General features: G+C 63.6%; 25 protein-coding genes. 8 read left to right on the forward strand and 17 right to left on the reverse strand.

What is annotated here, in order from left to right; all coding sequences use genetic code 11:
* The first annotated feature begins 247 nt into the window (after positions 1-247).
* Positions 248-460, forward strand: a complete 213-nt coding sequence (locus tag L6D77_RS09740; RefSeq protein ID WP_232883139.1) for a cold-shock protein — start codon at positions 248-250, stop codon at positions 458-460.
* Positions 461-555: 95 nt separating this feature from the next.
* On the forward strand, positions 556-1044 hold the full coding sequence (locus L6D77_RS09745; protein WP_232883138.1) for an RDD family protein: 489 nt from the start codon (positions 556-558) through the stop codon (positions 1042-1044).
* A gap of 65 nt (positions 1045-1109) precedes the next feature.
* On the opposite strand, the gene lptG is transcribed toward L6D77_RS09745, so the two are convergent.
* Positions 1110-2171 carry an LPS export ABC transporter permease LptG gene (gene lptG / locus L6D77_RS09750; RefSeq protein ID WP_232883137.1) on the reverse strand — a complete coding sequence of 354 codons (1062 nt, stop codon included), beginning with the start codon at positions 2169-2171 and terminating at the stop codon, positions 1110-1112.
* On the reverse strand, positions 2164-3279 hold the full coding sequence (gene lptF, locus L6D77_RS09755) for an LPS export ABC transporter permease LptF (protein WP_232883136.1): 1116 nt from the start codon (positions 3277-3279) through the stop codon (positions 2164-2166). Before lptF ends, lptG begins: the two co-directional genes overlap by 8 nt.
* Before the next feature lie 289 nt (positions 3280-3568).
* On the opposite strand from lptF, the gene L6D77_RS09760 reads away from it, so the two are divergent.
* From L6D77_RS09760 to rlmF, 5 genes are all read left to right on the forward strand, one after another.
* Entirely contained in the window at positions 3569-5062 is a 1494-nt protein-coding gene (locus L6D77_RS09760; protein ID WP_232883135.1) for a leucyl aminopeptidase, read from the forward strand.
* A gap of 51 nt (positions 5063-5113) precedes the next feature.
* Positions 5114-5542 carry a DNA polymerase III subunit chi gene (locus L6D77_RS09765; RefSeq protein WP_232883134.1) on the forward strand — a complete coding sequence of 143 codons (429 nt, stop codon included), beginning with the start codon at positions 5114-5116 and terminating at the stop codon, positions 5540-5542.
* A gap of 5 nt (positions 5543-5547) precedes the next feature.
* A complete protein-coding gene (locus L6D77_RS09770) occupies positions 5548-5916 on the forward strand; it encodes a DNA polymerase III subunit chi (RefSeq protein WP_232883133.1) in 369 nt (122 codons plus the stop codon).
* 188 nt (positions 5917-6104) lie between these two features.
* The gene (locus L6D77_RS09775; RefSeq protein ID WP_232883132.1) at positions 6105-8969 is read left to right on the forward strand and encodes a valine--tRNA ligase; all 2865 of its coding nucleotides are present in this window, start codon (positions 6105-6107) and stop codon (positions 8967-8969) included.
* Between the two features lie 115 nt (positions 8970-9084).
* Positions 9085-10035, forward strand: a complete 951-nt coding sequence (gene rlmF, locus L6D77_RS09780) for a 23S rRNA (adenine(1618)-N(6))-methyltransferase RlmF (RefSeq protein WP_232883131.1) — start codon at positions 9085-9087, stop codon at positions 10033-10035.
* Positions 10036-10085: 50 nt separating this feature from the next.
* On the opposite strand, the gene L6D77_RS09785 is transcribed toward rlmF, so the two are convergent.
* Positions 10086-10367, reverse strand: a complete 282-nt coding sequence (locus tag L6D77_RS09785) for an HU family DNA-binding protein (RefSeq protein WP_110993227.1) — start codon at positions 10365-10367, stop codon at positions 10086-10088.
* A 391-nt stretch (positions 10368-10758) separates the two neighbouring features.
* On the opposite strand from L6D77_RS09785, the gene yejK reads away from it, so the two are divergent.
* Complete coding sequence (gene yejK, locus L6D77_RS09790) at positions 10759-11766, forward strand: nucleoid-associated protein YejK (RefSeq protein WP_232883130.1); 1008 nt, start codon at positions 10759-10761, stop codon at positions 11764-11766.
* A 113-nt stretch (positions 11767-11879) separates the two neighbouring features.
* Here yejK and L6D77_RS09795 read toward each other — a convergent pair whose 3' ends face one another.
* From L6D77_RS09795 to L6D77_RS09860, 14 genes are all read right to left on the reverse strand, one after another.
* Positions 11880-12173: a GIY-YIG nuclease family protein gene (locus L6D77_RS09795; RefSeq protein ID WP_232883129.1), complete on the reverse strand. Its 294-nt coding sequence runs from the start codon at positions 12171-12173 to the stop codon at positions 11880-11882.
* Between the two features lie 43 nt (positions 12174-12216).
* Complete coding sequence (locus tag L6D77_RS09800) at positions 12217-12687, reverse strand: nuclear transport factor 2 family protein (RefSeq protein ID WP_232883128.1); 471 nt, start codon at positions 12685-12687, stop codon at positions 12217-12219.
* A 100-nt stretch (positions 12688-12787) separates the two neighbouring features.
* Positions 12788-14068, reverse strand: a complete 1281-nt coding sequence (locus L6D77_RS09805; protein WP_232883127.1) for a CynX/NimT family MFS transporter — start codon at positions 14066-14068, stop codon at positions 12788-12790.
* Positions 14069-14081: 13 nt separating this feature from the next.
* Positions 14082-14747, reverse strand: a complete 666-nt coding sequence (locus tag L6D77_RS09810) for a FadR/GntR family transcriptional regulator (RefSeq protein WP_232883126.1) — start codon at positions 14745-14747, stop codon at positions 14082-14084.
* Positions 14748-15695: 948 nt separating this feature from the next.
* Entirely contained in the window at positions 15696-16742 is a 1047-nt protein-coding gene (hisC, locus tag L6D77_RS09815) for a histidinol-phosphate transaminase (RefSeq protein ID WP_232883125.1), read from the reverse strand.
* A gap of 2 nt (positions 16743-16744) precedes the next feature.
* Positions 16745-18067, reverse strand: a complete 1323-nt coding sequence (gene hisD, locus L6D77_RS09820; protein ID WP_232883124.1) for a histidinol dehydrogenase — start codon at positions 18065-18067, stop codon at positions 16745-16747.
* Positions 18068-18194: 127 nt separating this feature from the next.
* Complete coding sequence (gene hisG / locus L6D77_RS09825) at positions 18195-18830, reverse strand: ATP phosphoribosyltransferase (RefSeq protein ID WP_023630427.1); 636 nt, start codon at positions 18828-18830, stop codon at positions 18195-18197.
* Positions 18831-18923: 93 nt separating this feature from the next.
* A complete protein-coding gene (gene murA / locus L6D77_RS09830; protein ID WP_232883123.1) occupies positions 18924-20189 on the reverse strand; it encodes a UDP-N-acetylglucosamine 1-carboxyvinyltransferase in 1266 nt (421 codons plus the stop codon).
* 23 nt (positions 20190-20212) lie between these two features.
* A complete protein-coding gene (locus L6D77_RS09835; RefSeq protein ID WP_110993420.1) occupies positions 20213-20452 on the reverse strand; it encodes a BolA family protein in 240 nt (79 codons plus the stop codon).
* Between the two features lie 118 nt (positions 20453-20570).
* Positions 20571-20873, reverse strand: coding sequence for an STAS domain-containing protein (locus L6D77_RS09840; protein WP_232883122.1), 303 nt, complete (start codon positions 20871-20873; stop codon positions 20571-20573).
* On the reverse strand, positions 20870-21523 hold the full coding sequence (locus L6D77_RS09845) for an MlaC/ttg2D family ABC transporter substrate-binding protein (protein WP_232883121.1): 654 nt from the start codon (positions 21521-21523) through the stop codon (positions 20870-20872). Before L6D77_RS09845 ends, L6D77_RS09840 begins: the two co-directional genes overlap by 4 nt.
* A gap of 9 nt (positions 21524-21532) precedes the next feature.
* On the reverse strand, positions 21533-22018 hold the full coding sequence (mlaD, locus tag L6D77_RS09850) for an outer membrane lipid asymmetry maintenance protein MlaD (protein WP_232883120.1): 486 nt from the start codon (positions 22016-22018) through the stop codon (positions 21533-21535).
* Entirely contained in the window at positions 22018-22815 is a 798-nt protein-coding gene (mlaE, locus tag L6D77_RS09855) for a lipid asymmetry maintenance ABC transporter permease subunit MlaE (protein WP_232883119.1), read from the reverse strand. The genes mlaD and mlaE overlap by 1 nt, the downstream gene beginning before the upstream one ends.
* Positions 22815-23624: an ATP-binding cassette domain-containing protein gene (locus L6D77_RS09860; RefSeq protein ID WP_110993425.1), complete on the reverse strand. Its 810-nt coding sequence runs from the start codon at positions 23622-23624 to the stop codon at positions 22815-22817. The genes mlaE and L6D77_RS09860 overlap by 1 nt, the downstream gene beginning before the upstream one ends.
* Between the last annotated feature and the right edge of the window lie 69 nt (positions 23625-23693).

The raw sequence follows: 23693 nt of genomic DNA on the forward strand, positions 1-23693 counted from the left end.
TCGAGGCTTCGGAAAAGCCTGATTTTCACCCCGGCGCAGGGCTTGTTTTTCGTTCGGCAGTTGGCGTAGAGTCAGTGCACTGTGTTTGCATGGGTCGCAACAGTTCGTGACCTGGGCCAGTAGCTGCAATTTGCTACAACCCGTTCGACGTCTCTTACTTTCCTGCAACCCAGCCCAGTACTCTTTCACGTACATAACGTGTGAAAGAAACTGTCATCAAAATTTTAGTTTCATAGGAAATAAGACAATGGCTGAACGTCAGAGCGGTACCGTCAAGTGGTTCAATGACGAAAAAGGTTTCGGTTTCATCACCCCTGAAAGCGGTCCGGATCTGTTCGTACACTTCCGCGCCATCCAGGGCAACGGCTTCAAGAGCCTGAAGGAAGGCCAGAAAGTGACTTTCGTTGCCGTGCAAGGCCAGAAAGGCATGCAGGCTGACGAGGTTCAGACAGAAGGCTGATCTTCTGTCAAAAAGAGCCCCTGTGTTGACGCACAGGGGCTTTTTTGTGCCTGCAATTCCCTAGAATGGGCCTTTGCCATCTGGAGCCGTCATGCATGTCCAAGCCTTTGCTCAACCCCCAGGGTGACTTCCCTCCCGTCGGCCTGGGTCGCCGATTGGCAGCGATGTTCTACGACTCCCTGCTGTGCACCGCCCTGCTGATCGTGACCGCCGGTGCCTACAAGATGATCCAGATGGCGATCATCGGCGAAGCACGCATGCGTGAGTTGACCGAAGCGGGCGCCCTGGACGGCGACCCGCTGCTGTCGACCCTCCTGGTGTTCGCGCTGTTCGGCTTCTTCGCCAAGTTCTGGACCCATGGGGGCCAGACCCTCGGCATGCAGGTATGGGGCCTGCGCGTGCAGAATGCCGATGGCAGCGCCATCAGCCTGTGGCAGGCGTTGCTGCGTTTTGTGGTGTCGATCGCTTCATGGCTGTGCCTGGGGCTGGGCTTCATCTGGTCACTGTTCGACAAGCGCAAGCGCAGCTGGCACGACATCTACTCCGACACCCAACTGGTTCGATTGCCAAAACGCCAGAAGTAACGCCCCACTCCCGCACCCACAAAAAAGCCGACCCAAGGGTCGGCTTTTTCATTGCTGTCACGCCATCAACCGGCTCGCCGCAGCATCCACACACCGGCCAGGGCACAGACCCCAGCCGGGATCAGTACCGCCAGCAGCGGCGGGAAACCGAACACCTGGCTCGATGGGCCCAGCAGGTCGCCGGCAATACGGAACACGAAGCCCACCAGCACACCGGTGAACACGCGCTGTCCGAGGGTGACCGAACGCAGCGGACCGAAGATGAAGGAGATCGCCATCAGCACCAGCGCTGCCGTTACCGCCGGTTGCAGCACCTTGGTCCAGAACGCCAGCCAGTAGCGAGCATTGTTCAGGCCCTGGTCGGAGAGGTAGTGGATGTAGTCCCACAGGCCGGTGATCGATAGCGACTCCGGCGCCAGCACCACGGTGTTGAGCAGCTCGGGGGTAACCGAGACATCCCAAGGCTCCTGGGCGTTCTTCACCACTTCGGTGTGATCGCCCCGGAAATAGGTAGTGCTCACATCGCTCAGCATCCAGTGGTTTTCGTTGTACTGGGCCTTGCGCGCAAAGCTCGAGGTGAGAATCTTGCGCTGGTCGTCGAAGCGGTAACGGGTGACGCCCAGCAGCAGGCCGTTGGGCTGCACCGAGTTGATGTGCACGAACTCCTCGCCCTGGCGATGCCACATGCCGCGCTTGGAGCTTTGCGCCTCGCCACCACCCTGGGCCAGCGAGCGGTCGGCCTGGGCCTTGTTCTCGGTGGCCGGGGCGACGTATTCGCCAATCAACACGCCCACCAGCATCAGCACCAGCATGGGCTTCATGACCGCCCAGACGATACGGCCGATGGACACGCCTGCGGCACGCATGATGGTCAGTTCGCTGCTGCTGGCCAGGCTACCCAGGCCGATCAGGCAGCCGATCAGCGCCGCCATCGGCAGCATGTCGTAGAGCCGACGCGGCGCGGTCAGCAGGACGAAGCTGCTGGCGTCCAGCACCGTGTAGGTATCGCTGAGGTCGCTCATCTCATCGATGAAGGCGAACAGCGAGGCCAGCCCGAGGATGATGCCCAGCACGGCGAGAATGGCCAGTAGCACGCTCTGGCCGATGTAACGGTCGAGTTTAGCCACGGGCCACCTCCGCACGGCGCGCGGCGCGTTTGAGGCGCAGCGGCTCCCAGTACATCAGCCCCAGGCCGATGAGCAGGAACAGGCCATGGACCCACCAGATACCCAGCGAAATGGGCAACTTGCCCTTCTCGAGGGCGCCACGCACGGAAATCAGCATCGTCAGATAGGCCATGTACAGAAGAATCGCCGGCAGCAGCTTGAGGAAGCGGCCCTGGCGTGGGTTGACGCGGGACAGCGGTACCGCCAGCAGGGTCACGACGAACACCAGCAGCGGCAGCGACAGGCGCCACTGCAGCTCCGCGCGCTCACGCGTACCGGCCTGACCGATCAACTGGGAGGTCGGGATCGCTTCGCGCTCGGTCACGTCCTCGGCGACTTCGGGCTTGGGCAACAGCACGCCGTAGGTGTCGTACTTGATCGCACGGTAGTCGGCCTGGCCGGGGTTGCCGTCATAGCGGTAGCCGTTCTCCAGCACCAGGTAACGGTTGCCGTCGGCCTGCACTTCCTGGTGGCCCTTCTCGGCCACCAGCACAGAAGGTGCACGGTCCTTGGTCTTGTCCTGGTTGAAGCGTTTCTCGGAGATGAACACCCCGGCCAGGTTGATACGGTCGTCGGACAGCTGCTCGGTGTAGGTCACCCGGGTGCCGTCACGCAAAGTCTGGAAACGGCCCGGCACCAAGGTGTCGAACTCGGTCAGCGCATCCTGCTGGGCAATGATCTTCTGTACCTGGGCCACGCCAAGCGGCGCCAGGCTCAGGCTCAGCCAGGCCACCAGCAGGGCGACCAGCGCCGCCGGCACCATGGTCATCGCCAGCAGGCGTTGCTGGCTCATGCCCGTGGCCGAGAGCACGGTCATCTCGCTTTCCAGGTAGAGCCGGCCGTAGGCAAGCAGGATGCCGAGGAACAGGCCCAGAGGCAGGATCAGCTGCAGGAAGCCCGGCAGGCGGAAGCCCATGATCAGGAACAGCACGCTCGGGTCGAGCACGCCCTGGGCGGCCTGAGCCAGGTACTTGATGAAGCGCCCGCTCATGATGATCACCAGCAGCACGGCGCTGACGGCGCTCAAGGTCAGCAAGACCTCGCGGGACAGATAACGAAAGACGATCAAACCAGACACTCCTGGGTTGTCAGGGGCGGACAGCCATACGAAGGATTCGCAACAGCCAGGACCAATGCCGGCTCGCCAAGGCGAACCTCCATGTAAAGTGCGCGCATTATCCTGTGATTGGCGGCGCCTGTCACTTGGCCGCGCATGACAGTGCATAACGGGGTTGTCATCGAGGTTGCCGCAGGCTCAAACTGGCAGCTTTTCCGCTGGCCGCCAAAGGCCGCCAGCCCCGTATTCCGAGCGCCTGCGAAAGACAGCGCCCACTCACAGACCATTCGGGGATCCAGACATGGAACTGGTTGTAAAAAGCGTAGCCGCCGCATCCGTCAAGACCGCCACCCTGGTGGTGCCAGTCGGTGAAGGGCGCAAGCTCGGCAACATCGCCAAGGCCGTCGACCAGGCCACCGACGGTGCCATCAGCGCACTGCTCAAGCGCGGCGACCTGGCCGGTAAACCGGGCCAGACCCTGCTGCTGCACAGCCTGCCCGGCCTCAAGGCCGAGCGCGTGCTGCTGGTGGGCAGCGGCAAGGACGAGGCGCTGGGTGACCGCGCCTGGCGCAAGCTGGTCGCCAGTGTTGCCGGCGTGCTGAAGGGCCTCGGTGGCGCCGATGCGGTGCTGGCCCTGGACGACATCGCCGTGACCGCCCGTGACGGCCACTACGGCAAATACCGCCTGCTGGCCGAAACCCTGCTCGACGGCACCTACGTGTTCGACCGTTTCAAGAGCCAGAAAGCCGAACCCCGCGCCCTGAAGAAAGTCACCCTGCTGGCCGACAAGGCCGGCCAGGGCGAGGTGGAGCGTGCCGTCAAGCACGCCACCGCCATCGCCAGCGGCATGACCTTCACCCGCGACCTGGGCAACCTGCCGCCGAACATCTGCCACCCAAGCTTCCTCGCCGAACAGGCCAAGGAGCTGGGCAAGGCGCACAAGGGCCTCAAGGTCGAGGTGCTGGACGAGAAGAAGATCAAGGACCTGGGCATGGGCGCGTTCTATGCCGTGGGCCAGGGCAGCGACCAGCCGCCACGCCTGATCGTCATGCAGTACCAGGGTGGCAAGAAGAGCGAGAAACCGTTCGTACTGGTCGGCAAGGGCATCACCTTCGACACTGGCGGCATCAGCCTCAAGCCTGGCGCCGGCATGGACGAGATGAAGTACGACATGTGCGGCGCCGCCAGCGTGTTCGGCACGCTCAAGGCCGTGCTGGAACTGCAGTTGCCGATCAACCTGGTGTGCCTGCTGGCCTGCGCCGAGAACATGCCGAGCGGCGGCGCCACCCGCCCGGGTGACATCGTCACCACCATGAGCGGCCAGACCGTCGAGATCCTCAACACCGACGCCGAAGGCCGCCTGGTGCTGTGCGACACCCTCACCTACGCCGAGCGCTTCAAGCCCCAGGCGGTGATCGACCTGGCCACCCTGACCGGCGCCTGCATCGTCGCCCTGGGCAGCCACACCTCCGGCCTGATGGGCAACAACGACGAACTGATCGGCCAACTGCTGGACGCCGGCAAACGCGCCGACGACCGTGCCTGGCAGCTGCCGCTGTTCGACGAGTACCAGGAGCAGCTGGACAGCCCGTTCGCCGACATCGCCAATATCGGCGGCCCCAAGGCTGGCACCATCACCGCCGGCTGCTTCCTGTCGCGCTTCGCCAAGGCGTACAACTGGGCGCACCTGGACATCGCCGGTACCGCCTGGATCAGCGGTGGCAAGGACAAGGGCGCCTCGGGCCGCCCGGTGCCGCTGCTGACCCAGTACCTGCTGGACCGCGCTGGCGCCTGATGGCGTACGGCCCGTGGCGCCTGACGGCGCCACGGGCTGGCGAAACGAACCATGAGCAAAGTCGACTTCTATATCCTGCCCACCGACTCGCTGTCGGCGCGGCTGGATTTTGCCTGCAAGCTGTGCGAGAAGGCCTGGCGCCTGGGCCACCGGGTCTACCTGCACTGTCAGGACGAGGCGCAACGCAACGCGCTTGACCTGCGCCTGTGGCAGTTCAAGGGTGAGGCCTTCGTGCCCCACGACCACGCCGAACTGCACCAGGACGCCCGCGTGGCGCTGGGCATCGGCAGCGATGCCGGCGAGCACCGCGACCTGCTGATCAACCTGGGCGGCGATGTGCCCGGGTTCGTCAAACAGTTCGAGCGCGTCGCCGAGATCGTCGTCGAGGCGCCGGAGATACGCCAGGCTGCCCGCGAACGATTCCGTTTCTACCGCGAACAGGGCTATGCTCTGCAAGACCACCGCTTACAGCGACTCTGACGACGATGGACAAGCAGCTGAACTCCCTCACCCATTCCGCCCACCTGCTCGACGATCTCGAATCGATCCGCGAGCTGCTGGGTGACGCCGACCTGCAACCGCCGCTGCTGACCGAAACGGTGGAGCAGATTCCGTTGTTGCTCGACGAACCGGCCGGCACACCGCCGGTCGCCGCACCGGCACCCGCACCTGCGCCCGAAGAGGATGCCCAGACCCGCCGCCAGGACACCCTGCTGCACCTGGACGCCGAGCTGCGTGCCGCCGCCGCGCAGATCATGCAGGACGTGATCAACGACTTCACCCCGCACATCGAGACCGAGATCAAGCGCCGCCTCGATGCGCGCCTGGAGCGCTTGCTCAAGCGCTCCGAGTAGGTCGGGCCTTTCGCGGCGCCCCCTTCGCGGGTAAACCCGCGAAAGGGCCGGTACAGCCAACCACCCGTGCGAACTCGAACGATCATCACCTGGCGCCGCCATCTCCCTTTGCAGCTTGTCGCTTGAAGCTCGCAGCTTCGTTATACTTCCCGGCTTTCCTGAACAAATGCCATAGGGTCCCGCCGCGCATGGACAAGACCTACCAGCCGCACGCCATCGAAACTTCCTGGTACAACACCTGGGAGTCCGAGAACTATTTCGCCCCACAAGGTGCAGGCGAGTCCTACACCATCATGATCCCGCCGCCGAACGTCACCGGCAGCCTGCACATGGGTCATGGCTTCAACAACGCGATCATGGATGCCCTGATTCGCTTTCGCCGCATGCAGGGCCGCGACACCCTGTGGCAGCCAGGCACAGACCACGCCGGTATCGCCACGCAGATGCTCGTTGAGCGCCAGCTGGAAGCCAAGGGCCAGAACCGCCACGACCTGGGCCGTGACAAGTTCCTGGAGAAAGTCTGGGAGTGGAAGGATCAGTCCGGTGGCAACATCAGCCGCCAGATCCGCCGCCTGGGCTCGTCGGTGGACTGGAGCCGCGAGCGCTTCACCATGGACGACGGCCTGTCGGACGCGGTCAAGGAAGCCTTCGTACGCCTGCATGAAGACGGCCTGATCTACCGCGGCAAGCGCCTGGTCAACTGGGACACCAAGCTGCACACGGCGATCTCCGACCTCGAAGTGGAAAACCACGACGAGAAGGGCCACCTGTGGAACCTGCGCTACCCGCTGGCCGATGGCGCCAAGACTGCCGAAGGCAAGGACTACCTGGTGGTCGCCACCACCCGTCCGGAGACCCTGCTGGGTGACGCCGCCGTGGCCGTCAACCCGAACGACGAGCGCTACCAGGCGCTGATCGGCAAGTTCGTCAAGCTGCCGCTGGTCGGCCGCCTGATCCCGATCATCGCCGATGACTACTGCGACCCCGAGTTCGGCACCGGCTGCGTGAAAATCACCCCGGCCCACGACTTCAACGACTACGAAGTCGGCAAGCGCCACAACCTGCCGCTGCTGAACATCTTCGACAAGAACGCGATGGTGCTGGCCAGTGCCCAGGCGTTCAACCTCGACGGCAGCGTCAACGAGCAGATCGATACCAGCCTGCCGGCCCAGTACGCCACCCTCGACCGCTTCGTCGCGCGCAAGCAGATCGTGGCCGACCTCGACGCCCAGGGCCTGCTGGTCAGCATCGACGACCACGCCCTGAAAGTACCGAAGGGCGACCGCTCCGGCACCGTCATCGAGCCGTGGCTGACCGACCAGTGGTACGTGTCCACCAAGCCGCTGGCCGAGCCTGCCATCGCCGCCGTGGAAGACGGCCGCATCCAGTTCGTGCCGAAACAGTACGAGAACATGTACTTCTCCTGGATGCGTGACATCCAGGACTGGTGCATCAGCCGCCAGCTGTGGTGGGGCCACCGCATCCCGGCCTGGTACGACGAGGCCGGCCAGGTCTATGTCGGCCGCGACGAGGCCGAAGTGCGCGCCAAGCACAACCTGGGCAGCGATGTGAACCTGCGCCAGGACGACGACGTGCTCGACACCTGGTTCAGCTCGGGCCTGTGGACCTTCTCCACCCTGGGCTGGCCGGAACAGACCGAATTCCTCAAGAAGTTCCACAGCACCGATGTGCTGGTGACCGGCTTCGACATCATCTTCTTCTGGGTTGCGCGCATGATCATGCTGACCATGCACCTGATCAAGAACGACGATGGCACCCCGCAGGTCCCGTTCAAGACCGTGTACGTGCACGGCCTGGTGCGCGATGGCCAGGGCCAGAAGATGTCCAAGTCCAAGGGCAACGTGCTGGACCCGCTGGACATCGTCGACGGCATCACCCTCGACGCCCTGCTGGAAAAACGCACCAGCGGCATGATGCAGCCCAAGCTGGCCGAGAAGATCGCCAAGCAGACCAAGGCCGAGTTCCCCGAAGGTATCGCCAGCTACGGCACCGACGCACTGCGCTTCACCTTCTGCTCGCTGGCCTCCACCGGCCGTGACATCAAGTTCGACATGGGCCGCGTCGAAGGCTACCGCAACTTCTGCAACAAGATCTGGAACGCCGCGCGCTACGTGCTGGACAAGGGCGAGGACTGCGGCCAGAACGGCGAGGCCTACGAACTGTCGCTGGCCGACCGCTGGATCATCTCGCAGTTGCAGCGCACCGAAGCCGAAGTGACCCGCCAGCTCGAGCAGTTCCGCTTCGACCTGGCCAGCCAGGCGCTGTACGAGTTCATCTGGAACCAGTACTGCGACTGGTACCTGGAGCTGTCCAAGCCGGTGCTGTGGGACGAGAACGCCCCCGTCGAGCGTGCCCGCGGCACCCGCCGCACCCTGGTGCGCGTGCTGGAAGTGGCGCTGCGCCTGGCCCACCCGTTCATGCCGTTCATCACCGAAGAAATCTGGCAGCGCATCGCGCCGCTGGCCGGCATCGACGGCATCGACGGCATCGACGGCAAGACCATCATGCTGCAGCCGTGGCCTGAAGCGAACGAGAGCCGCATCGACGCCGCCGCCGAAGGCGACATCGAATGGCTCAAGGAACTGATGGTCGGCCTGCGCAACATCCGCGCCGAGATGAACATCGGCCCGGGCAAGCCGCTGCCACTGTTCCTCAAGAACGCCAACGCCGACGACCAGCGCCGCCTGCAGGAAAACGAAGCCCTGCTGAAGAAGCTGGCCAAGGTCGAGTCGTTCACCGTACTGGGCGAGGCGGACGAAGCACCGCTGTCGGCCACCGCGCTGGTGGGTGACCTGCAAGTGCTGGTGCCGATGGCCGGCCTGATCGACAAGGACGCCGAGCTTGCGCGCCTGAACAAGGAAATCCAGCGCCTGCAGGGCGAAGTCCAGCGCGTGGGTGGCAAGCTGTCCAACGCCGCCTTCGTCGACAAGGCCCCGCCTGCGGTGATCGAGAAAGAACGCGCCAAGCTGGCCGAGTCGGAGCAGGCCCTGGCCAACTTCACCGAACAGCATGCGCGGATTGCTGCGCTGTAACATTCAGTGAAGCCTTCGGGGCTGCCTTGCAGCCCATCGCCGGCAAGCCGGCTCCCACAGGATGTGCTGTACCTGTGGGAGCCGGCTTGCCGGCGATGCTTTTCAGGACACCACGATGACCCAGAAACCCACCCTGCACCCCCGCAACCGCCACCAGGGCCGCTATGACTTCCCGGCACTGATCAAGGCCCACCCGGACCTGGCCCGCTTCACCATCACCAACCCCTACGGCAAGCCCAGCATCGACTTCGCCAACCCCGAAGCCGTGCGGGTGTTCAACCGTGCGCTGCTCAAGGCTCAATACGGCATCCAGCACTGGGACATCCCGGCCGACTACCTGTGCCCGCCGATCCCGGGCCGCGCCGACTACATCCATGTGCTGGCCGACCTGCTGGCTGAGGACAACGCCGGTGAAGTACCCCGGGGCGCCAACGTACGCGCACTGGATATCGGTGTCGGCGCCAACTGCATCTACCCGCTGCTGGGCCACAGCGACTACCGCTGGCGCTTCGTTGGCTCGGAGATCGACAGCGTCGCGCTGGCCTCGGCCAAGGCCATCGTCCAGGCCAACCAGCTGGACAAGGCCATCAGCCTGCGCCACCAGCCACAACGCAACCACATCCTCAGCGGCCTGCTGCAGGAGGATGAACGCTTCGACGTGACCCTGTGCAACCCACCCTTCCATGCATCGCGCGAAGAAGCCACCCGTGGCAGCCAGCGCAAATGGAAAAACCTTGGCAAGCAGGACCCCAAGCGCAAGCTGCCAGTACTGAACTTTGGCGGGCAGAACAACGAACTGTGGTGCGAAGGCGGCGAGATTCGTTTCGTCAGCCAACTGATCGGTGAAAGCGTGCAGTACGCAGCGCAAGTGCTGTGGTTCACCAGCCTGGTGTCCAAGGCCAGCAACCTGCCGGGCATCGAGGCAGCGCTGAAGAAGGCCGGCGTAAAGGCCGTGCGCATCGTCGAGATGGGCCAGGGGCAGAAACAGAGTCGTATGGTCGCCTGGAGCTTCCACGACGATGGGGCGCGCCAAAGCTGGCAGGCCGGCGGCAAATCAAAGGCATAAAAAAACCGCGCCCGGGCAAGCCGGGCGCGGTCTCGTCAACGCAGCAACAATTACTTGTTGATGGCGTCGTTCAGGGACTTGGCCGGAACGAACTTGACGACTTTCTTGGCAGCGATTTCGATGGCAGCGCCAGTCGAAGGGTTGCGGCCGGTACGGGCAGGACGCTCGGAGACTTTCAGCTTGCCGATGCCTGGCAGGGTGATTTCGGCGCCGTTTTCCAGTTGGTCGGCGACGATCTGGCCCAGCTGCTCCAGGGCGTTGCGCGCGGTGGTTTTCGGCGCGTCGATGGCTTCAGCGATATCGGCAATCAGTTGGTCTTTGGTCAGTGCCATGGTGGTGTTCCTTCCCTATCAAATCAGAGGTTGTGCAGCGTGCTTGGTCGGTGGTCGGGCCAGCCCGGGACAATCCAGAGGCCGCGTCGATCGCGTATGTAGATGCGCAAATCGGCGTTTGGTTCGACACCCCGCCAGCAAGCTGCCAGCAATGCGCCACTCGGGGGGCGCAAGACCGCGCAAAGCTACCACAGGAATCGATAAATATCCGCTGTCGACACTGATTTTGTGCAGGTTTTTCGGGGCTGTAAGGAAAACACGCACAAAAATGAACAAAAAACGAACAACCGCCATTTCTGCCAACATCTGGCCACTGCATCGCCCTCACCCTGAGGTAAACTGAGCGACTTTGCAGCGCGGCCTCGCCCCCGCTTCCATCACAGAGAATTCCATGCCAATCCGTCATTGCATCGTTCACCTGATCGACAAGAAGCCCGATGGCAGCCCCGCTGTACTGCATGCGCGCGACAGCGAACTGGCAGCCTCGGACGCCATCGAAAACCTGCTGGCCGACCTCAACGACAACTACAACGCCAAGCAAGGCAAAGCCTGGGGCTTGTTCCATGGCGAGTCCGGCGCCTACCCGTTCAGCGGCTGGCTCAAGCAGTACCTGGAACAGGAAAAGGACTTCACCAGCTTCAGCCGCATCGCCGTCGAGCACCTGCAGAAGCTGATGGAAGAGTCCAACCTGTCCACCGGCGGCCACGTCTTGTTCGCCCATTACCAGCAAGGCATGACCGAGTACCTGGCAATCGCCCTGCTGCATCACAGCGAAGGCGTGGCGGTGAACGCCGAACTCGACGTAACCCCATCGCGCCATCTGGACCTTGGCCAGCTGCACCTGGCGGCACGGGTCAACCTGTCCGAGTGGAAGAACAACCAGAACTCGAAGCAGTACATCTCGTTCATCAAGGGCAAGAACGGCAAGAAAGTCTCGGATTACTTCCGTGATTTCATCGGCTGCCAGGAAGGCGTCGACGGCCCGGGCGAGACCCGCACCCTGCTCAAGGCCTTCAGCGATTTCGTCGAAAAGGAAGACCTGCCGGAAGAGTCCGCCCGGGAAAAGACCCAGACCCTGGTCGACTACGCCACCTCGCAGACCAAGATGGGCGAGCCGATGGGGCTCGAAGAACTGTCCAGCCTGATCGACGAGGACCGCCCGCAGGCGTTCTTCGATCACATCCGCAACAGTGACTACGGCCTGTCGCCGGAAATCCCCGCCGATAAACGCACACTCAATCAGTTCCGCCGTTTCACCGGGCGCGCCGAAGGGCTGTCGATCAGCTTCGAGTCGCACCTGCTGGGCTCGAAGATCGAGTATGACGAGGAAGCGGGGACGCTGGTGATCAAGGGGCTGCCGACACAGCTGGTGGATCAGCTGAAGCGGCGCAAGGACTGAGGCGACTGACCTGTGAGAGCGGGTTCATCGGTGCGCCGAGCCGCCGCGAAGCAGGGCACAGGGTGGATGGCACCGGCTGTGCCGGTGTTCGCGGGTAAACCCGCTCCCACAATTCAGAGGGTTGTGGTTTCGCAATAGGAGGCCACCAGCGCCTCCTTGGCCTGCTTGCGCAGCTTCTTCACCAGCCGCTCCTGGCGCAGCGCCTCGCCTTTGTCGGGCCACTGCTCCACATACACCAGCGCCTGCGCCGGGCTGGTCTTGAAGTAACGTGCGCCCTGCCCCTTCTGGTGCTTGATGAAACGCCGCTGCGGATCATCGCTGATGCCGCAGTACAGCGAACCATTGGCTGCCCGTACAAGGTAGACGTACCAGGGTTTGTACTCGGCGGTGGAAGGTGTCTCGCTCACGGCTCGATTCGATTCAGCTGAAGATGGCCGCCAGCTTACCCGCTCAACGCGCCTGCTGGAACGCCCGCAACCCTTTGAACGCCTGCTGGCGAACCTTGTTCTGCAGCATGGGCGACCAGCCCAGCAACACCCCCGGCATGCCCAACGCCTGGCGCGACCAGCGCCACAGGTCGAAGCTGTCGTCGTGCTGGCAGATCAGCCCGTCACGGATCACGAAACGCGCCTGGATATCGTTGACCACCACCCGCCCGGTCTGGCTGAACAGGTAGGTCGCCACCCAGTGCGCAGCGCCACCGCTTGCATCGCCGCGAACGTTGTCGAATGTCAGGGTGAAGTCTTTGGCACGGCGGGTGAGCATGCGCCACATATCGCCGGCATCCTGGCCGCGCAGAGTGCCGAACACCGGGTCGCTGAACGCGATGTCATCGCTGTAGCAGGCCACCATGGCCTCGGCATCCAGGCGCTGGAAGGCCTGGTAGAAACGGGTGATCAGGGCGCTGTTGGCGTCGCTCATGGGGTGATCCTGCGCATTTACGGAACCCGCACGATACTGCCTGGCCACCACCAGCACCATGCCCATTCGCGCCGTGAATGATGATCACGGGCGGCGTGGTCTACACCCGCTCGCTGCTGACCTGCACATGCAAGGCCCGCCCGGCGCCCAGGCCGAACGCGATGGCGCCCACGCCCAGTACCGCGAAGATCCAGCCCAGCGCATCCCAGCCCCCGGTCAGGTCATGCACCAGGCCGACGGCGAAGGGCCCGGTGGATGCCAGGGTGTACCCCACCCCTTGGGCCATGCTCGACAGGTTGGCAGCCACGTGCGCATCTTTCGAGCGCAACACGATCAGGGTCAAGGCCAGGGCAAAGGTACCGCCTTGCCCCAGCCCCAGCAGTACTGCCCAGCCCCACAGCCCGTCGATTGGCGCGTAGAGGCAGCCGAACAGGCCGGCCAGGGTCACCAGCATCACCACCACGATGGCCAGGCGCTGGTCCTTGCCACGGGTTGCCAGCCACGGCGCGCTCAGTGAGCTGATCAGCTGCACCAGCACCGAACCCGACAGCACCAGGCCTGCCTCGGTCGGGCTGAGGCCGCGGCCCACCAGGATCGAGGGCAGCCAGCCGAAGACGATGTAGGCCAGCGACGACTGCAAGCCCATGTACAGCGTCACCTGCCAGGCCAGCGGATCACGCCACAGCCCACGCACCCGATACGCCACCTTGTGCAGGCCATGGCCCTGGCGGGCCTGGGGCAGCCATACCAGCATCGCCACCAGCGCCGGCAGCATCCAGAAGCCCAGGCCCAGCGCCCAGCTGTCATCGAAGTGCTGGCTCAGCGGCACGGTTGCGCCGGCGGCCAGCGCCGCCCCGAGGCACAAGGCCATGGTGTAGACCCCGGTCAGGGTGCCGGCATGCTGTGGGAAGTCGCGCTTGACGATACCTGGCAGCAGCACGCCGATGATGCCAATGCTGGCCCCCGCCATCAGGCTGCCGAGGAACACCCCCGTCACGCCCAGTGCGCTGCGCACCAGGATGCCCAGGGCCAGGGTGAGGAGAATCCCGAGGATCACCCGCTCGCTGCCAAAGCGCCGCGCCAGGATCGGCGCCAGGGGTGCGAACAACCCCAGGCACAGCACCGGCAAGGTGGTCAGCAAGCCCGCCTGCGAGGCGTTCAGGCCCAGGCTTTGGGAAACCTGGCCCAGTGCCGGTGCCATGCTCGACAGGGCCGGGCGCAAGTTGAGCGCCACCAGCACCAGGCCCAGCAACAGCAGCCAGGGCCGGCGCAGCAGCACCGGCTGTTGCTGCACTTGCTCGTCGTCAGCCTCGGCGTCGATCAACAGTTCGTCGAGCTCCGCCTCGCGGGGATTGATGTCGCGGGTCATAGGTTCGGCCATGGCCGTCTCCCGGTCAGGATTCGATAAGGGTTCGGCTCAGGCGCTTGGCCAGGTCCGGGTCGCGTTGTTCGAGGGCGTCGAGGATCTGCCCATGCAGGTCGAACACCGCCTGGCAACGGGGGACGGTGGTCATGTTGTGCTGCAGGGCGGCGGCCGCGACGCCGGAAAAGTAGCGGTAGAGTTCGCTGAGTGCCGGGTTGTGGGCGGCATCCACCAGGCGCTGGTGGAAGTTGATATCGCATTCGACGTAGGCGTCCACGTCACCCTGGAAGTGCGCCGCGCTGTGCTGCAGGGCTTCGCGCAGCTCACGCAGGTCCTGTTCGGTGCGGCGCAGAGCCGCCAGGCCGATGGCCTCGGCTTCAAGGATATGGCGGGTTTCGCGGGCGTGTTCGACGGTGCAACGGGCCATGGCCTGCACGGCTTGCAGGGGGTCCTGGGCGGTGCGCAGGTAACTGCCGTCGCCCTGGCGGATCTCGACCAGGCCGCTGAAGGCCAGGACGCGCATGGCTTCGCGTACGGTGTTGCGGCTGATGCCTAGGTCGCTGGCCAGCTCGGGCTCGGTGGGCAGGCGCTGGCCGATTGCCCAGGTGCCTTGGGCGATGCGGTCGCGGAGCTGGTCGACGGCTTGTTCGACCAGGGAGCGTTTGATCAGGGGGGTCACCTGGGGACGTCCAGTCATCGGATGAATTTTTGGGTAGTGGGACGATAGCGGGTTGGGGTGGGGGTGGCAAGGTTTGGGGTTCGGGTGCGGGTTCGGGTTTCAGGGTGTTGGTTTTGATAGATGTATGCGCATTCGGCGGCGATGTCGACTTATAGTCACCTTTCCGCCCTTACGGCGGCTTACCTTGGTCTTGGCCAAAGTAACCAAAGCCGCCTGCTCCCATCATACGGCCCCTGCGCTGCGCTCCGGGGTCCCCTCGACTCCGGCGCCTTCCGGGCCCGCGCGGCCTCCTGAAGTCGCAATTTGTGTTGCCTGGACTATTGCGCGCTTAGAAGCAAAAGCAAAAACAGATCAAGAGCAGATCAACAGCAGTAATATTGCTATTTAAGTTTGACTGTTGTTGATGTGTTGTTTGTTCTGGCCCTATCGCCGGCAAGCCGGCTCCCACAGGTACAGCGCAAGCCTGAAGTTTTCGCACTACCCTGTGGGAGCTGGCTTGCCAGCGATTGCAATCCAGAGTTCCCACTTAACCCAACTAGCGACAGCTAAAGCCAGCCTAGGCGCCGCCCCTAACTTCGCGACTTCAGGAGGCTGAGCGCAGGCGTCTGGAGGGCCCTGGTGCGCAGCACCCTTCGGCGTAGCCGAAGGCGCGAGATGTAGACTTGCGCAGCAAGTCGGAGGCCGCGCGGGCCCGGAGGACGCCGGAGCGAAGGGACCCCGGAGCGCAGCGCAGGGGCCGTATGATGGGAGCGAGCGGTTTTTGCTTACTTTTTTCCAAGAAAAAAAGTAAGCCGCCGTAAGGGCGGAAAGGTGACTTCGCGTCGACATCGCAAATGAATGCGCATAAAACTTTCAAAACAACAACAACAACAACAACAACAACAACAACAACAACAACAACAACAAAGGGCGAATCAGGAGATAACCAACACCCCCAACTCGCCCCAATATCAACAGCAACCCAAATCAATCAAGCGCATCAAGCAACGCCTGATTCATCTCCGGCGTCCCAACCGTAATCCGCAAGAACTGCGCAATCCGCTCCTGCTTGAAGTGCCGCACAATAACCCCCTGCTCCCGCAGCCGCGCCGCAATCCCCGCCGCATCCTGCTGCGGATGCCGGGCAAAGATGAAGTTCGCCGCCGAAGGCAACACCTCGAACCCCCGCGCCTGCAACGCCGAAACCAACACCTCACGGCTGTCGATCACCTTGCGGCACGTCTCGTCAAAGTAAGCACGATCCTCGAACGCCACCGCTGCCCCGACAATCGCGGCACGGTCCAACGGGTAGGAGTTGAAGCTGTTCTTGATCCGCTCCAGCGCCTCGATCAGGTCCGGATGCCCCACCGCCAGGCCAACCCGCAGGCCAGCCAGCGAGCGCGACTTGGACAGGGTCTGGGTCACCAGCAGGTTGTCGTAGCGGTCGACCAGGCTGATAGCCGTCTCGCCACCGAAGTCGATGTACGCCTCGTCCACCACCACCACCGAATCACGGTTGGCCTTCAGCAGCTGCTCCACGGCCTCGAGCGGCAGCAGGCAACCGGTCGGCGCATTCGGGTTGGGGAAGATGATCCCGGCGTTTGGCTTGTTGTAGTCCGAAACGCGAATCTGGAACTGCTCGTCCAGCGCCACCGGCTCGTACGGGATGCCGTACAGGCCGCAATACACCGGGTAGAAGCTGTAGCTGACGTCCGGGAACAGCAACGGTGCATCGTGCTGGAACAGGCCGTGGAAGATGTGCGCCAGCACCTCGTCCGATCCGTTGCCGACGAACACCTGCGCCGGGGTGACGCCGTAATACTCGGCCACCGCCTGCTTGAGCCGGTCACTATTCGGGTCCGGGTACAGGCGCAGGCTGTCATTCAGCTCGCCACGCATGGCCTCCAGCGCCTTGGGCGAAGGGCCATAGGGGTTCTCGTTGGTGTTGAGCTTGACCAGCTTGGCCAGCTTGGGCTGCTCGCCCGGCACGTAAGGCACCAAGTCCTTGACGAAGGGACTCCAGAAACGACTCATGCTCAATTCCCCTTCTCGGTGAGGATGCGGTATTCGGCGCTGCGGGCGTGGGCGGTCAACGACTCGCCACGGGCCAGTACGGAGGCGGTGTGACCAAGCTCGGACGCGCCCTCTTCGGAACAGAAGATGATCGACGAGCGCTTCTGGAAGTCATACACGCCCAGTGGCGAAGAGAAGCGCGCGGTGCCGGAGGTCGGCAGTACGTGGTTGGGGCCGGCGCAGTAGTCGCCCAGCGCCTCGCTGGTGTGGCGGCCCATGAAGATCGCGCCGGCATGGCGGATCTGCGGCAACCAGGCCTGCGGGTCGGCCACCGACAACTCCAGGTGCTCGGGGGCGATGCGGTTGGCCACTTCGATGGCCTGTTGCATGTCGCGCACCTGGATCAGCGCGCCACGGCCGTTGATCGACTTTTCGATGATCTCGGCGCGCTCCATGGTCGGCAGCAACTTGTCGATGCTGGCGGCAACGCGATCGAGGAACTCGGCATCCGGGCTGACCAGGATGGCCTGGGCATCTTCGTCGTGCTCGGCCTGGGAGAACAGGTCCATGGCGATCCAGTCCGGGTCGGTCTGGCCATCGCACACCACCAGGATCTCCGACGGGCCGGCGATCATGTCGATACCGACCTGGCCGAACACGTGGCGCTTGGCGGTGGCCACGTAGATGTTGCCCGGGCCGACGATCTTGTCCACCTGCGGCACGCTCTCGGTGCCATAGGCCAGGGCGGCAACGGCTTGGGCGCCACCCACGGTGAACACGCGGTCAACGCCGGCAATGCAGGCGGCGGCCAGCACCAGCTCATTGACCTCGCCACGCGGGGTCGGCACCACCATCACCACTTCAGCGACACCGGCGACCTTGGCTGGAATCGCGTTCATCAGCACCGACGAGGGGTACGACGCCTTGCCGCCCGGCACATACAGACCAGCACGGTCCAGCGGGGTGACTTTCTGGCCGAGCACGGTGCCGTCGGCTTCGGTGTACTGCCAGGAGTCCTGCTTCTGTCGCTCGTGGTACATACGCACGCGGTTGGCGGCTTTCTCCAGCGCTTCACGCTGCACTGGGGTGATGCGGGTCAGCGCCAGCTCCAGGCGGGCACGGTCGAGGATCAGGTCATCGATGGTCTTGGCGTCGACGCCGTCGAAGCGCTGGGTGAATTCAACCAGTGCCGCGTCACCGCGCTCGCGCACGGCCTTGATGATGTCGAGCACGCGCTGGTTGACCGCGTCATCGGACACACTTTCCCAGCTCAGCAGATGATCCAGATGTCGGGCGAAATCCTGGTCAGCGGCGTTGAGACGGGCAATTGCAGTGGACACGGTCATGGCGAGGGCCTCGTTTTATTAGCGAATGCTCAGGCGCCCAAGGCTACCAGTCCATCCGCGCGGGCACCTGAGAAAGAAGGCTATGACGCGGATAGACGGGCGCGACAGCGAAGGTCGCGCGCAGAAGTCAGCCGCGGTGTCGCGATTCGACGGCGTTGCGCAGGGTGTCGATCAGGCTTTGAATGCGGGCGTGCTGCATTTTCATGGAGGCCTTGTTGACCACCAGGCGCGAGCTGATCGTGGCGATCAGGTCCTGAGGCTCCAGGCCGTTGGCACGCAGGGTGTTGCCGGTGTCGACCACGTCGATGATCTTGTCGGCGAGGTTGATCAGCGGGGCCAGCTCCATGGAGCCGTACAGCTTGATGATGTCGACCTGGCGGCCCTGTTCGGCGTAATAACGCTTGGCCACGTTGACGAACTTGGTCGCCACGCGCAGACGGCCTTTGGGCTCAGGTGCGCCGGTGACGCCAGCGGTCATCAGCTTGCATTGGGCAATCTGCAGGTCCAGTGGCTCGTACAGGCCCTGGCCGCCGTATTCCATCAGCACGTCCTTGCCGGCTACACCGAGGTCGGCGGCGCCATGCTCGACATAGGTCGGCACGTCGGTGGCCCGCACGATGAGCAGGCGCACGTCGTCCTGCGTGGTGGGGATGATCAGCTTGCGGCTCTTGTCCGGGTTCTCGGTCGGCACGATACCGGCCTCGGCCAGCAGTGGCAGGGTATCGTCGAGAATACGGCCTTTGGATAGCGCGATGGTCAACATGGGAAACGTCGGTCCTTAAGCGGCTACAGCCGGCCAGGCGATGAGCCTGGCCGGTATTCGATTCGGTAGGCGCCTCCGTGCGCCTGCGGGCTGTTAGCCCGGTACGCGACGGATCTTCGCGCCCAGCATCTGCAGTTTTTCTTCGATGCACTCGTAACCACGGTCGATGTGGTAGATGCGGTCGATCAGGGTGTCACCCTCGGCGACCAGCGCCGACAGCACCAGGCTGGCGGAAGCGCGCAGGTCGGTGGCCATCACCGGAGCACCCTTGAGCGCCTTGACGCCAGTGACGATGGCGGTGTTGCCTTCGACCTGGATCTGCGCGCCCATGCGGTGCATCTCGTAGACGTGCATGAAGCGGTTTTCGAAGATGGTCTCGATCACTGCGCCAGTGCCTTCGGCGATGGCGTTGAGCGAAATGAACTGCGCCTGCATGTCGGTCGGGAACGCCGGGTACGGAGCGGTACGCAGGTTGACGGCCTTGGGACGCTTGCCGTGCATGTCCAGCTCGATCCAGTCTTCACCAGTGGTGATGTCGGCACCAGCTTCCTTGAGTTTTTCCAGCACGGCTTCAAGGATGGTCGGATCGGTGTCCTTGACCTTGACGCGACCGCCGGTCACGGCGGCGGCGACCAGGTAGGTACCGGTCTCGATGCGGTCGGGCATGACGCGGTAGCTGGCCGAGTGCAGGCGCTCGACGCCATCGATGGTGATGGTGTCGGTACCCGCGCCTTGAACCTTGCCGCCCATGGCGTTGATGAAGTTGGCCAGGTCGACCACTTCAGGCTCGCGAGCGGCGTTTTGCAGTACGCTGCGCCCTTTGGCCAGTGCTGCGGCCATCATGATGTTCTCGGTACCGGTCACGCTGACGGTATCGAAGAAGAAGTGCGCACCGCGCAGGCCGCCCTCGGGCGCCTTGGCCTTGATGTAGCCGCCTTCGACCTCGATCTTCGCGCCCATGGCTTCCAGGCCGCGGATGTGCAGGTCAACCGGGCGCGAGCCGATGGCACAGCCGCCAGGCAGGGCCACTTCGGCCTCACCGAAACGGGCGACCATCGGGCCGAGCACCAGGATCGAGGCACGCATGGTCTTGACCAGCTCGTACGGCGCAACCAGGGTCTTGATGGTGCGCGGGTCGATCTCCACGGCCAGCTTTTCGTCGATCACAGGCTCGATGCCCATGCGACCGAACAGCTCGATCATGGTGGTGATGTCGTGCAGGTGTGGCAGGTTGCCAACGGTGACCGGGCCGTCGGCCAGCAGGGTCGCCGCCAGAATCGGCAGGGCCGCGTTCTTGGCACCGGAGATGCGGATTTCGCCATCGAGGCGTGGGCCGCCAGTGATAATCAGTTTGTCCATTTGTGTCTCGCCGCCAAGTTGGCTCAGGTGCGCTCAGCCCAGGCTGCGCTGCTGAAGAATTTCATGGTTACCGCGTGAATGGCGCCGTTGGCGATCCACGGATTGAGGTGAGCATAGATCGCCTGCTGACGCTTGACCGGGCTCAGGCCGGCCAGCTCGTCGCTGATCACGTTCAACTGGAAGTTGCAGCCTTCGCCTTCAACTTCGACCCGGGATCCCGGCAATTTCTCTTCCAGAAAGCTTTTGACTTCTACGGCCTGCATGCTCAACCTCGATCGGCGCCCAACGCGCGCGGGTCGGCCATCATACAAAAAAGCCCCTCGCCTGCGAAGCCCATGACGGGGCTCGCTGACCGAGGGGCCTTCACCTTCGTGCAAGCCATCAACCGGCCAGCACTTCATCGAGGTCATAGACCCCGGCAATTTCCCGCATGTCGGCTGGCATGCCGCGCAATTCGCAGGCCTTGCCAGCCGCCTGGGCATCACGCATGAAGGCCAGCAGCAGGGCCAGGCCAACGCTGCTCGACTTGACCACCGCACTGCAGTCGATCACCAGCCGTGGCTCGCCACTGGCGGCGATCAATGCCTTGCCCTGCTTGCGCAGGGCCGGACCGCTGCGGTAGTCGAGCACCCCGGCCAGGCAAACCACGCCGGGCTCGGGCATGCTCACGACGGCATCGCTCATTTGACTTCCTTATCCGGCGAGTTGTCGGCGGCTTCCTTGGCCTTGGCCACCTCGCCGGCCCAGCCGTCGATGGTCTTGTCCAGGCTGTTGCCGTTGCGCTGCATGGCGTCGGCGAACTGGTCGCGGAACAACTTGCCGATGTTGATGCCGTTGACGATGACGTTGCGCACTTTCCACTCGCCATCGAGCTTCTGCATGGTGTACTGCACCGGATAGACCGCACCGTTGTTGCCGGTGATTTTCATGCCGACGCTGGTGCGATCGCCGTCCTCGGCCTTGGCCGGGTCGACGGTGATGCCCTGGTTGTTGTACTCGAGCAAGGCGTTGCCATAGAACTGCATCAGGCTGCGCTTGAAGTTCTCCTGGAAGCGCTGCATCTGCTCCGGGGTGGCCTTGCGCGAATACTTGACGGTCATGATGCTCTTGGAGATGCCGTCGGCATCGACCACCGGGCCAAGGTTGCTGTTGAGTGCGGCGTAGAACGCCTCAGGGTTGGCCTTGTACTGCGCCTTGTTGGCCTTGAGGTCGCTCAGCAGCTGGGTCGTGGTGCCCTGGATGACATCACGGGCGGACTGCCCCGGCGCCGCCATGGCCAACAGGGGAACGGCCGCCAGCAGAACCAGCAGGCCACGTCGCAGGATCGAAATCATGGAAACTCCTTAATTAGCCGGTTGCGCTTCTTTGGGTTCCTTGCCCACCGTATTGAGCAGGAACTTGCCGATCAGGTCTTCCAGCACCAACGCCGACTGGGTGTCGTGGATGGTGCTGCCGTCTTTCAGAACCGCGTCTTCGCCGCCCACGCTGATGCCAATGTACTTCTCGCCCAGCAGGCCGGCGGTCAGGATCGAGGCAGTGGAGTCGGTCGGCAGGTTGTCGACGTTCTTGTCCAGCTGCAACGTGACCCGACCGGTATACGAATCGCGGTCCAGATCGATAGCCGTGACCTTGCCGATGGTCACGCCGGCCATGGTCACTTTAGCTCTGACCGTCAAACCGGCGATATTGTCGAAGTACGCATAAACTTTGTACGTGTCGCTGCTCGGGCTGGCCGACAGCCCGCTGACACGCAGGGCCAGCAGCAGCAGCGCCAGAACCCCGGCCAGGAGGAACAGGCCGACACCGATTTCCAGGGTGCGGTTTTGCATCAGAAATCTCCAAACATCAAGGCGGTCAGAATAAAGTCCAGACCCAGGACTGCCAACGAGGCATAGACCACGGTCTTGGTAGTGGCACGGCTGATCCCTTCTGAGGTGGGCTCGCAGTCATACCCCTGGAATACGGCGATCCAGGTGACGACGAAGGCAAACACCAGGCTCTTGATCAGCCCGTTGATCACGTCGTCGGTGAAAGAAACGCTGTTCTGCATGTTGGCCCAGAACGAGCCTTCGTAGACGCCCAGCCAGTCGACCGCCACCCACGAACCACCCCAGATGCCCACCACGCTGAAGATCAGCGCCAGCAGCGGCAGCGAGATGAAGCCGGCCCACAGGCGCGGGGCGACGATGTACTTGAGCGGGTCGACACCGATCATTTCCAGGCTCGACAACTGCTCGGTGGATTTCATGTTGCCGATTTCGGCCGTCAGCGCGGAACCCGCGCGGCCGGCGAACAGCAGGCCAGTCACCACCGGGCCGAGCTCGCGCAGCAGGGTCAGGGCAACCATCTGTCCCACTGCCTGCTCCGAGCCATAGCGGGCGAGGATGCTGTAGCCCTGCAGCGCCAGCACCATGCCGATGAACACCCCGGACACGACGATGATCGCCAGCGACAGCACACCCACCGAATAAAGCTGCTTGACCAGCAACTGGAAGCCGCCGCCGACACCGCCCCGACCGCTCAGCGCGTGGCCGAGGAACAGGCAGGAGCGGCCCAGCACGGCCAGCACATCGATGGCCGAACGGCCGAACAGACGGATACGTTCGAGTAAGGATTTCTTGCGCATCAACGCGCCCCCAGCAAATCGGCGCGGTAATCGGGCGCAGGGAAGTGGAAGGGTACCGGGCCGTCCGGATCGCCCTTCATGAACTGGCGGATACGCGGGTTGTCCGAGCCCATGAGCTCGGCAGGCGTACCCTGCCCCAGCACCTGACCATCGCCCACGACATAGATGTAGTCGGCAATGCTGGCGGTTTCCGCCAGGTCGTGCGAAACCACGATGCTGGTGATGCCCAGGGCGTCGTTGAGCAGGCGGATCAGGCGCACCAGCACACCCATGGCGATCGGGTCCTGCCCGACGAACGGCTCGTCGTACATGAGGATCTGTGGGTCGAGGGCAATCGCCCGGGCCAGCGCCACGCGGCGCTTCATGCCGCCGGAGAGCTCGTCGGGCATCAGGTCGATGGCACCGCGCAGGCCCACGGCCTGCAATTTCATCAGGACGATGTCACGAATAAGGTCGTCCGGCAGCTCGGTGTGCACGCGCAGCGGGAAGGCAACGTTCTCGAAGACATCAAGGTCGGTGAACAGGGCGCCACTCTGGAACAGCACACCCATCTGCTTGCGCGCATCGAACAGGTCGCCCCGTGACAGCGCAGGCAGATTCTGGCCATTGACCCAGACTTCCCCGCTGGACGGGCGCAACTGTGCGCCCATCAGGCGCAGCAATGTCGTCTTGCCGCACCCCGATGGCCCCATGATGCCGGTGACCTTGCCGCGGGGAATGCGTATGTCCACGTTGCTGAAAATGCTGCGCGAACCACGCTTGAAGGTGACGCCCTTCAGCTCGACCGCGCAGGCGCTATCCACACTCATCTAGACTCCTTGCAATGCAGCCTCGTCTTCATGGACGCCTGCCCTCATCTTGAAGGCACACTGGTCCCT

It is taken from the genome of Pseudomonas parasichuanensis (genome assembly GCF_021601385.1).
GTDB lineage: Bacteria > Pseudomonadota > Gammaproteobacteria > Pseudomonadales > Pseudomonadaceae > Aquipseudomonas > Aquipseudomonas parasichuanensis.

Excerpts from the sequence above, each read along its gene's own strand:
- hisC (WP_232883125.1), bottom strand. The coding sequence starts at position 16,742 with ATGAGTCGTTTCTGGAGTCCCTTCGTCAAGGACTTGGTGCCTTACGTG.
- mlaD (WP_232883120.1), bottom strand. The coding sequence starts at position 22,018 with ATGCAAAACCGCACCCTGGAAATCGGTGTCGGCCTGTTCCTCCTGGCC.
- L6D77_RS09785 (WP_110993227.1), bottom strand. The coding sequence starts at position 10,367 with ATGGCACTGACCAAAGACCAACTGATTGCCGATATCGCTGAAGCCATC.
- L6D77_RS09805 (WP_232883127.1), bottom strand. The coding sequence starts at position 14,068 with ATGGCCGAACCTATGACCCGCGACATCAATCCCCGCGAGGCGGAGCTC.
- hisG (WP_023630427.1), bottom strand. The coding sequence starts at position 18,830 with ATGTTGACCATCGCGCTATCCAAAGGCCGTATTCTCGACGATACCCTG.
- rlmF (WP_232883131.1), top strand. The coding sequence starts at position 9,085 with ATGACCCAGAAACCCACCCTGCACCCCCGCAACCGCCACCAGGGCCGC.
- L6D77_RS09745 (WP_232883138.1), top strand. The coding sequence starts at position 556 with ATGTCCAAGCCTTTGCTCAACCCCCAGGGTGACTTCCCTCCCGTCGGC.
- L6D77_RS09840 (WP_232883122.1), bottom strand. The coding sequence starts at position 20,873 with ATGAGCGATGCCGTCGTGAGCATGCCCGAGCCCGGCGTGGTTTGCCTG.
- L6D77_RS09810 (WP_232883126.1), bottom strand. The coding sequence starts at position 14,747 with ATGACTGGACGTCCCCAGGTGACCCCCCTGATCAAACGCTCCCTGGTC.
- L6D77_RS09835 (WP_110993420.1), bottom strand. The coding sequence starts at position 20,452 with ATGCAGGCCGTAGAAGTCAAAAGCTTTCTGGAAGAGAAATTGCCGGGA.
- L6D77_RS09845 (WP_232883121.1), bottom strand. The coding sequence starts at position 21,523 with ATGATTTCGATCCTGCGACGTGGCCTGCTGGTTCTGCTGGCGGCCGTT.
- yejK (WP_232883130.1), top strand. The coding sequence starts at position 10,759 with ATGCCAATCCGTCATTGCATCGTTCACCTGATCGACAAGAAGCCCGAT.
- L6D77_RS09760 (WP_232883135.1), top strand. The coding sequence starts at position 3,569 with ATGGAACTGGTTGTAAAAAGCGTAGCCGCCGCATCCGTCAAGACCGCC.
- L6D77_RS09860 (WP_110993425.1), bottom strand. The coding sequence starts at position 23,624 with ATGAGTGTGGATAGCGCCTGCGCGGTCGAGCTGAAGGGCGTCACCTTC.
- L6D77_RS09765 (WP_232883134.1), top strand. The coding sequence starts at position 5,114 with ATGAGCAAAGTCGACTTCTATATCCTGCCCACCGACTCGCTGTCGGCG.
- murA (WP_232883123.1), bottom strand. The coding sequence starts at position 20,189 with ATGGACAAACTGATTATCACTGGCGGCCCACGCCTCGATGGCGAAATC.
- L6D77_RS09770 (WP_232883133.1), top strand. The coding sequence starts at position 5,548 with ATGGACAAGCAGCTGAACTCCCTCACCCATTCCGCCCACCTGCTCGAC.
- L6D77_RS09740 (WP_232883139.1), top strand. The coding sequence starts at position 248 with ATGGCTGAACGTCAGAGCGGTACCGTCAAGTGGTTCAATGACGAAAAA.
- L6D77_RS09800 (WP_232883128.1), bottom strand. The coding sequence starts at position 12,687 with ATGAGCGACGCCAACAGCGCCCTGATCACCCGTTTCTACCAGGCCTTC.
- hisD (WP_232883124.1), bottom strand. The coding sequence starts at position 18,067 with ATGACCGTGTCCACTGCAATTGCCCGTCTCAACGCCGCTGACCAGGAT.
- mlaE (WP_232883119.1), bottom strand. The coding sequence starts at position 22,815 with ATGCGCAAGAAATCCTTACTCGAACGTATCCGTCTGTTCGGCCGTTCG.
- L6D77_RS09775 (WP_232883132.1), top strand. The coding sequence starts at position 6,105 with ATGGACAAGACCTACCAGCCGCACGCCATCGAAACTTCCTGGTACAAC.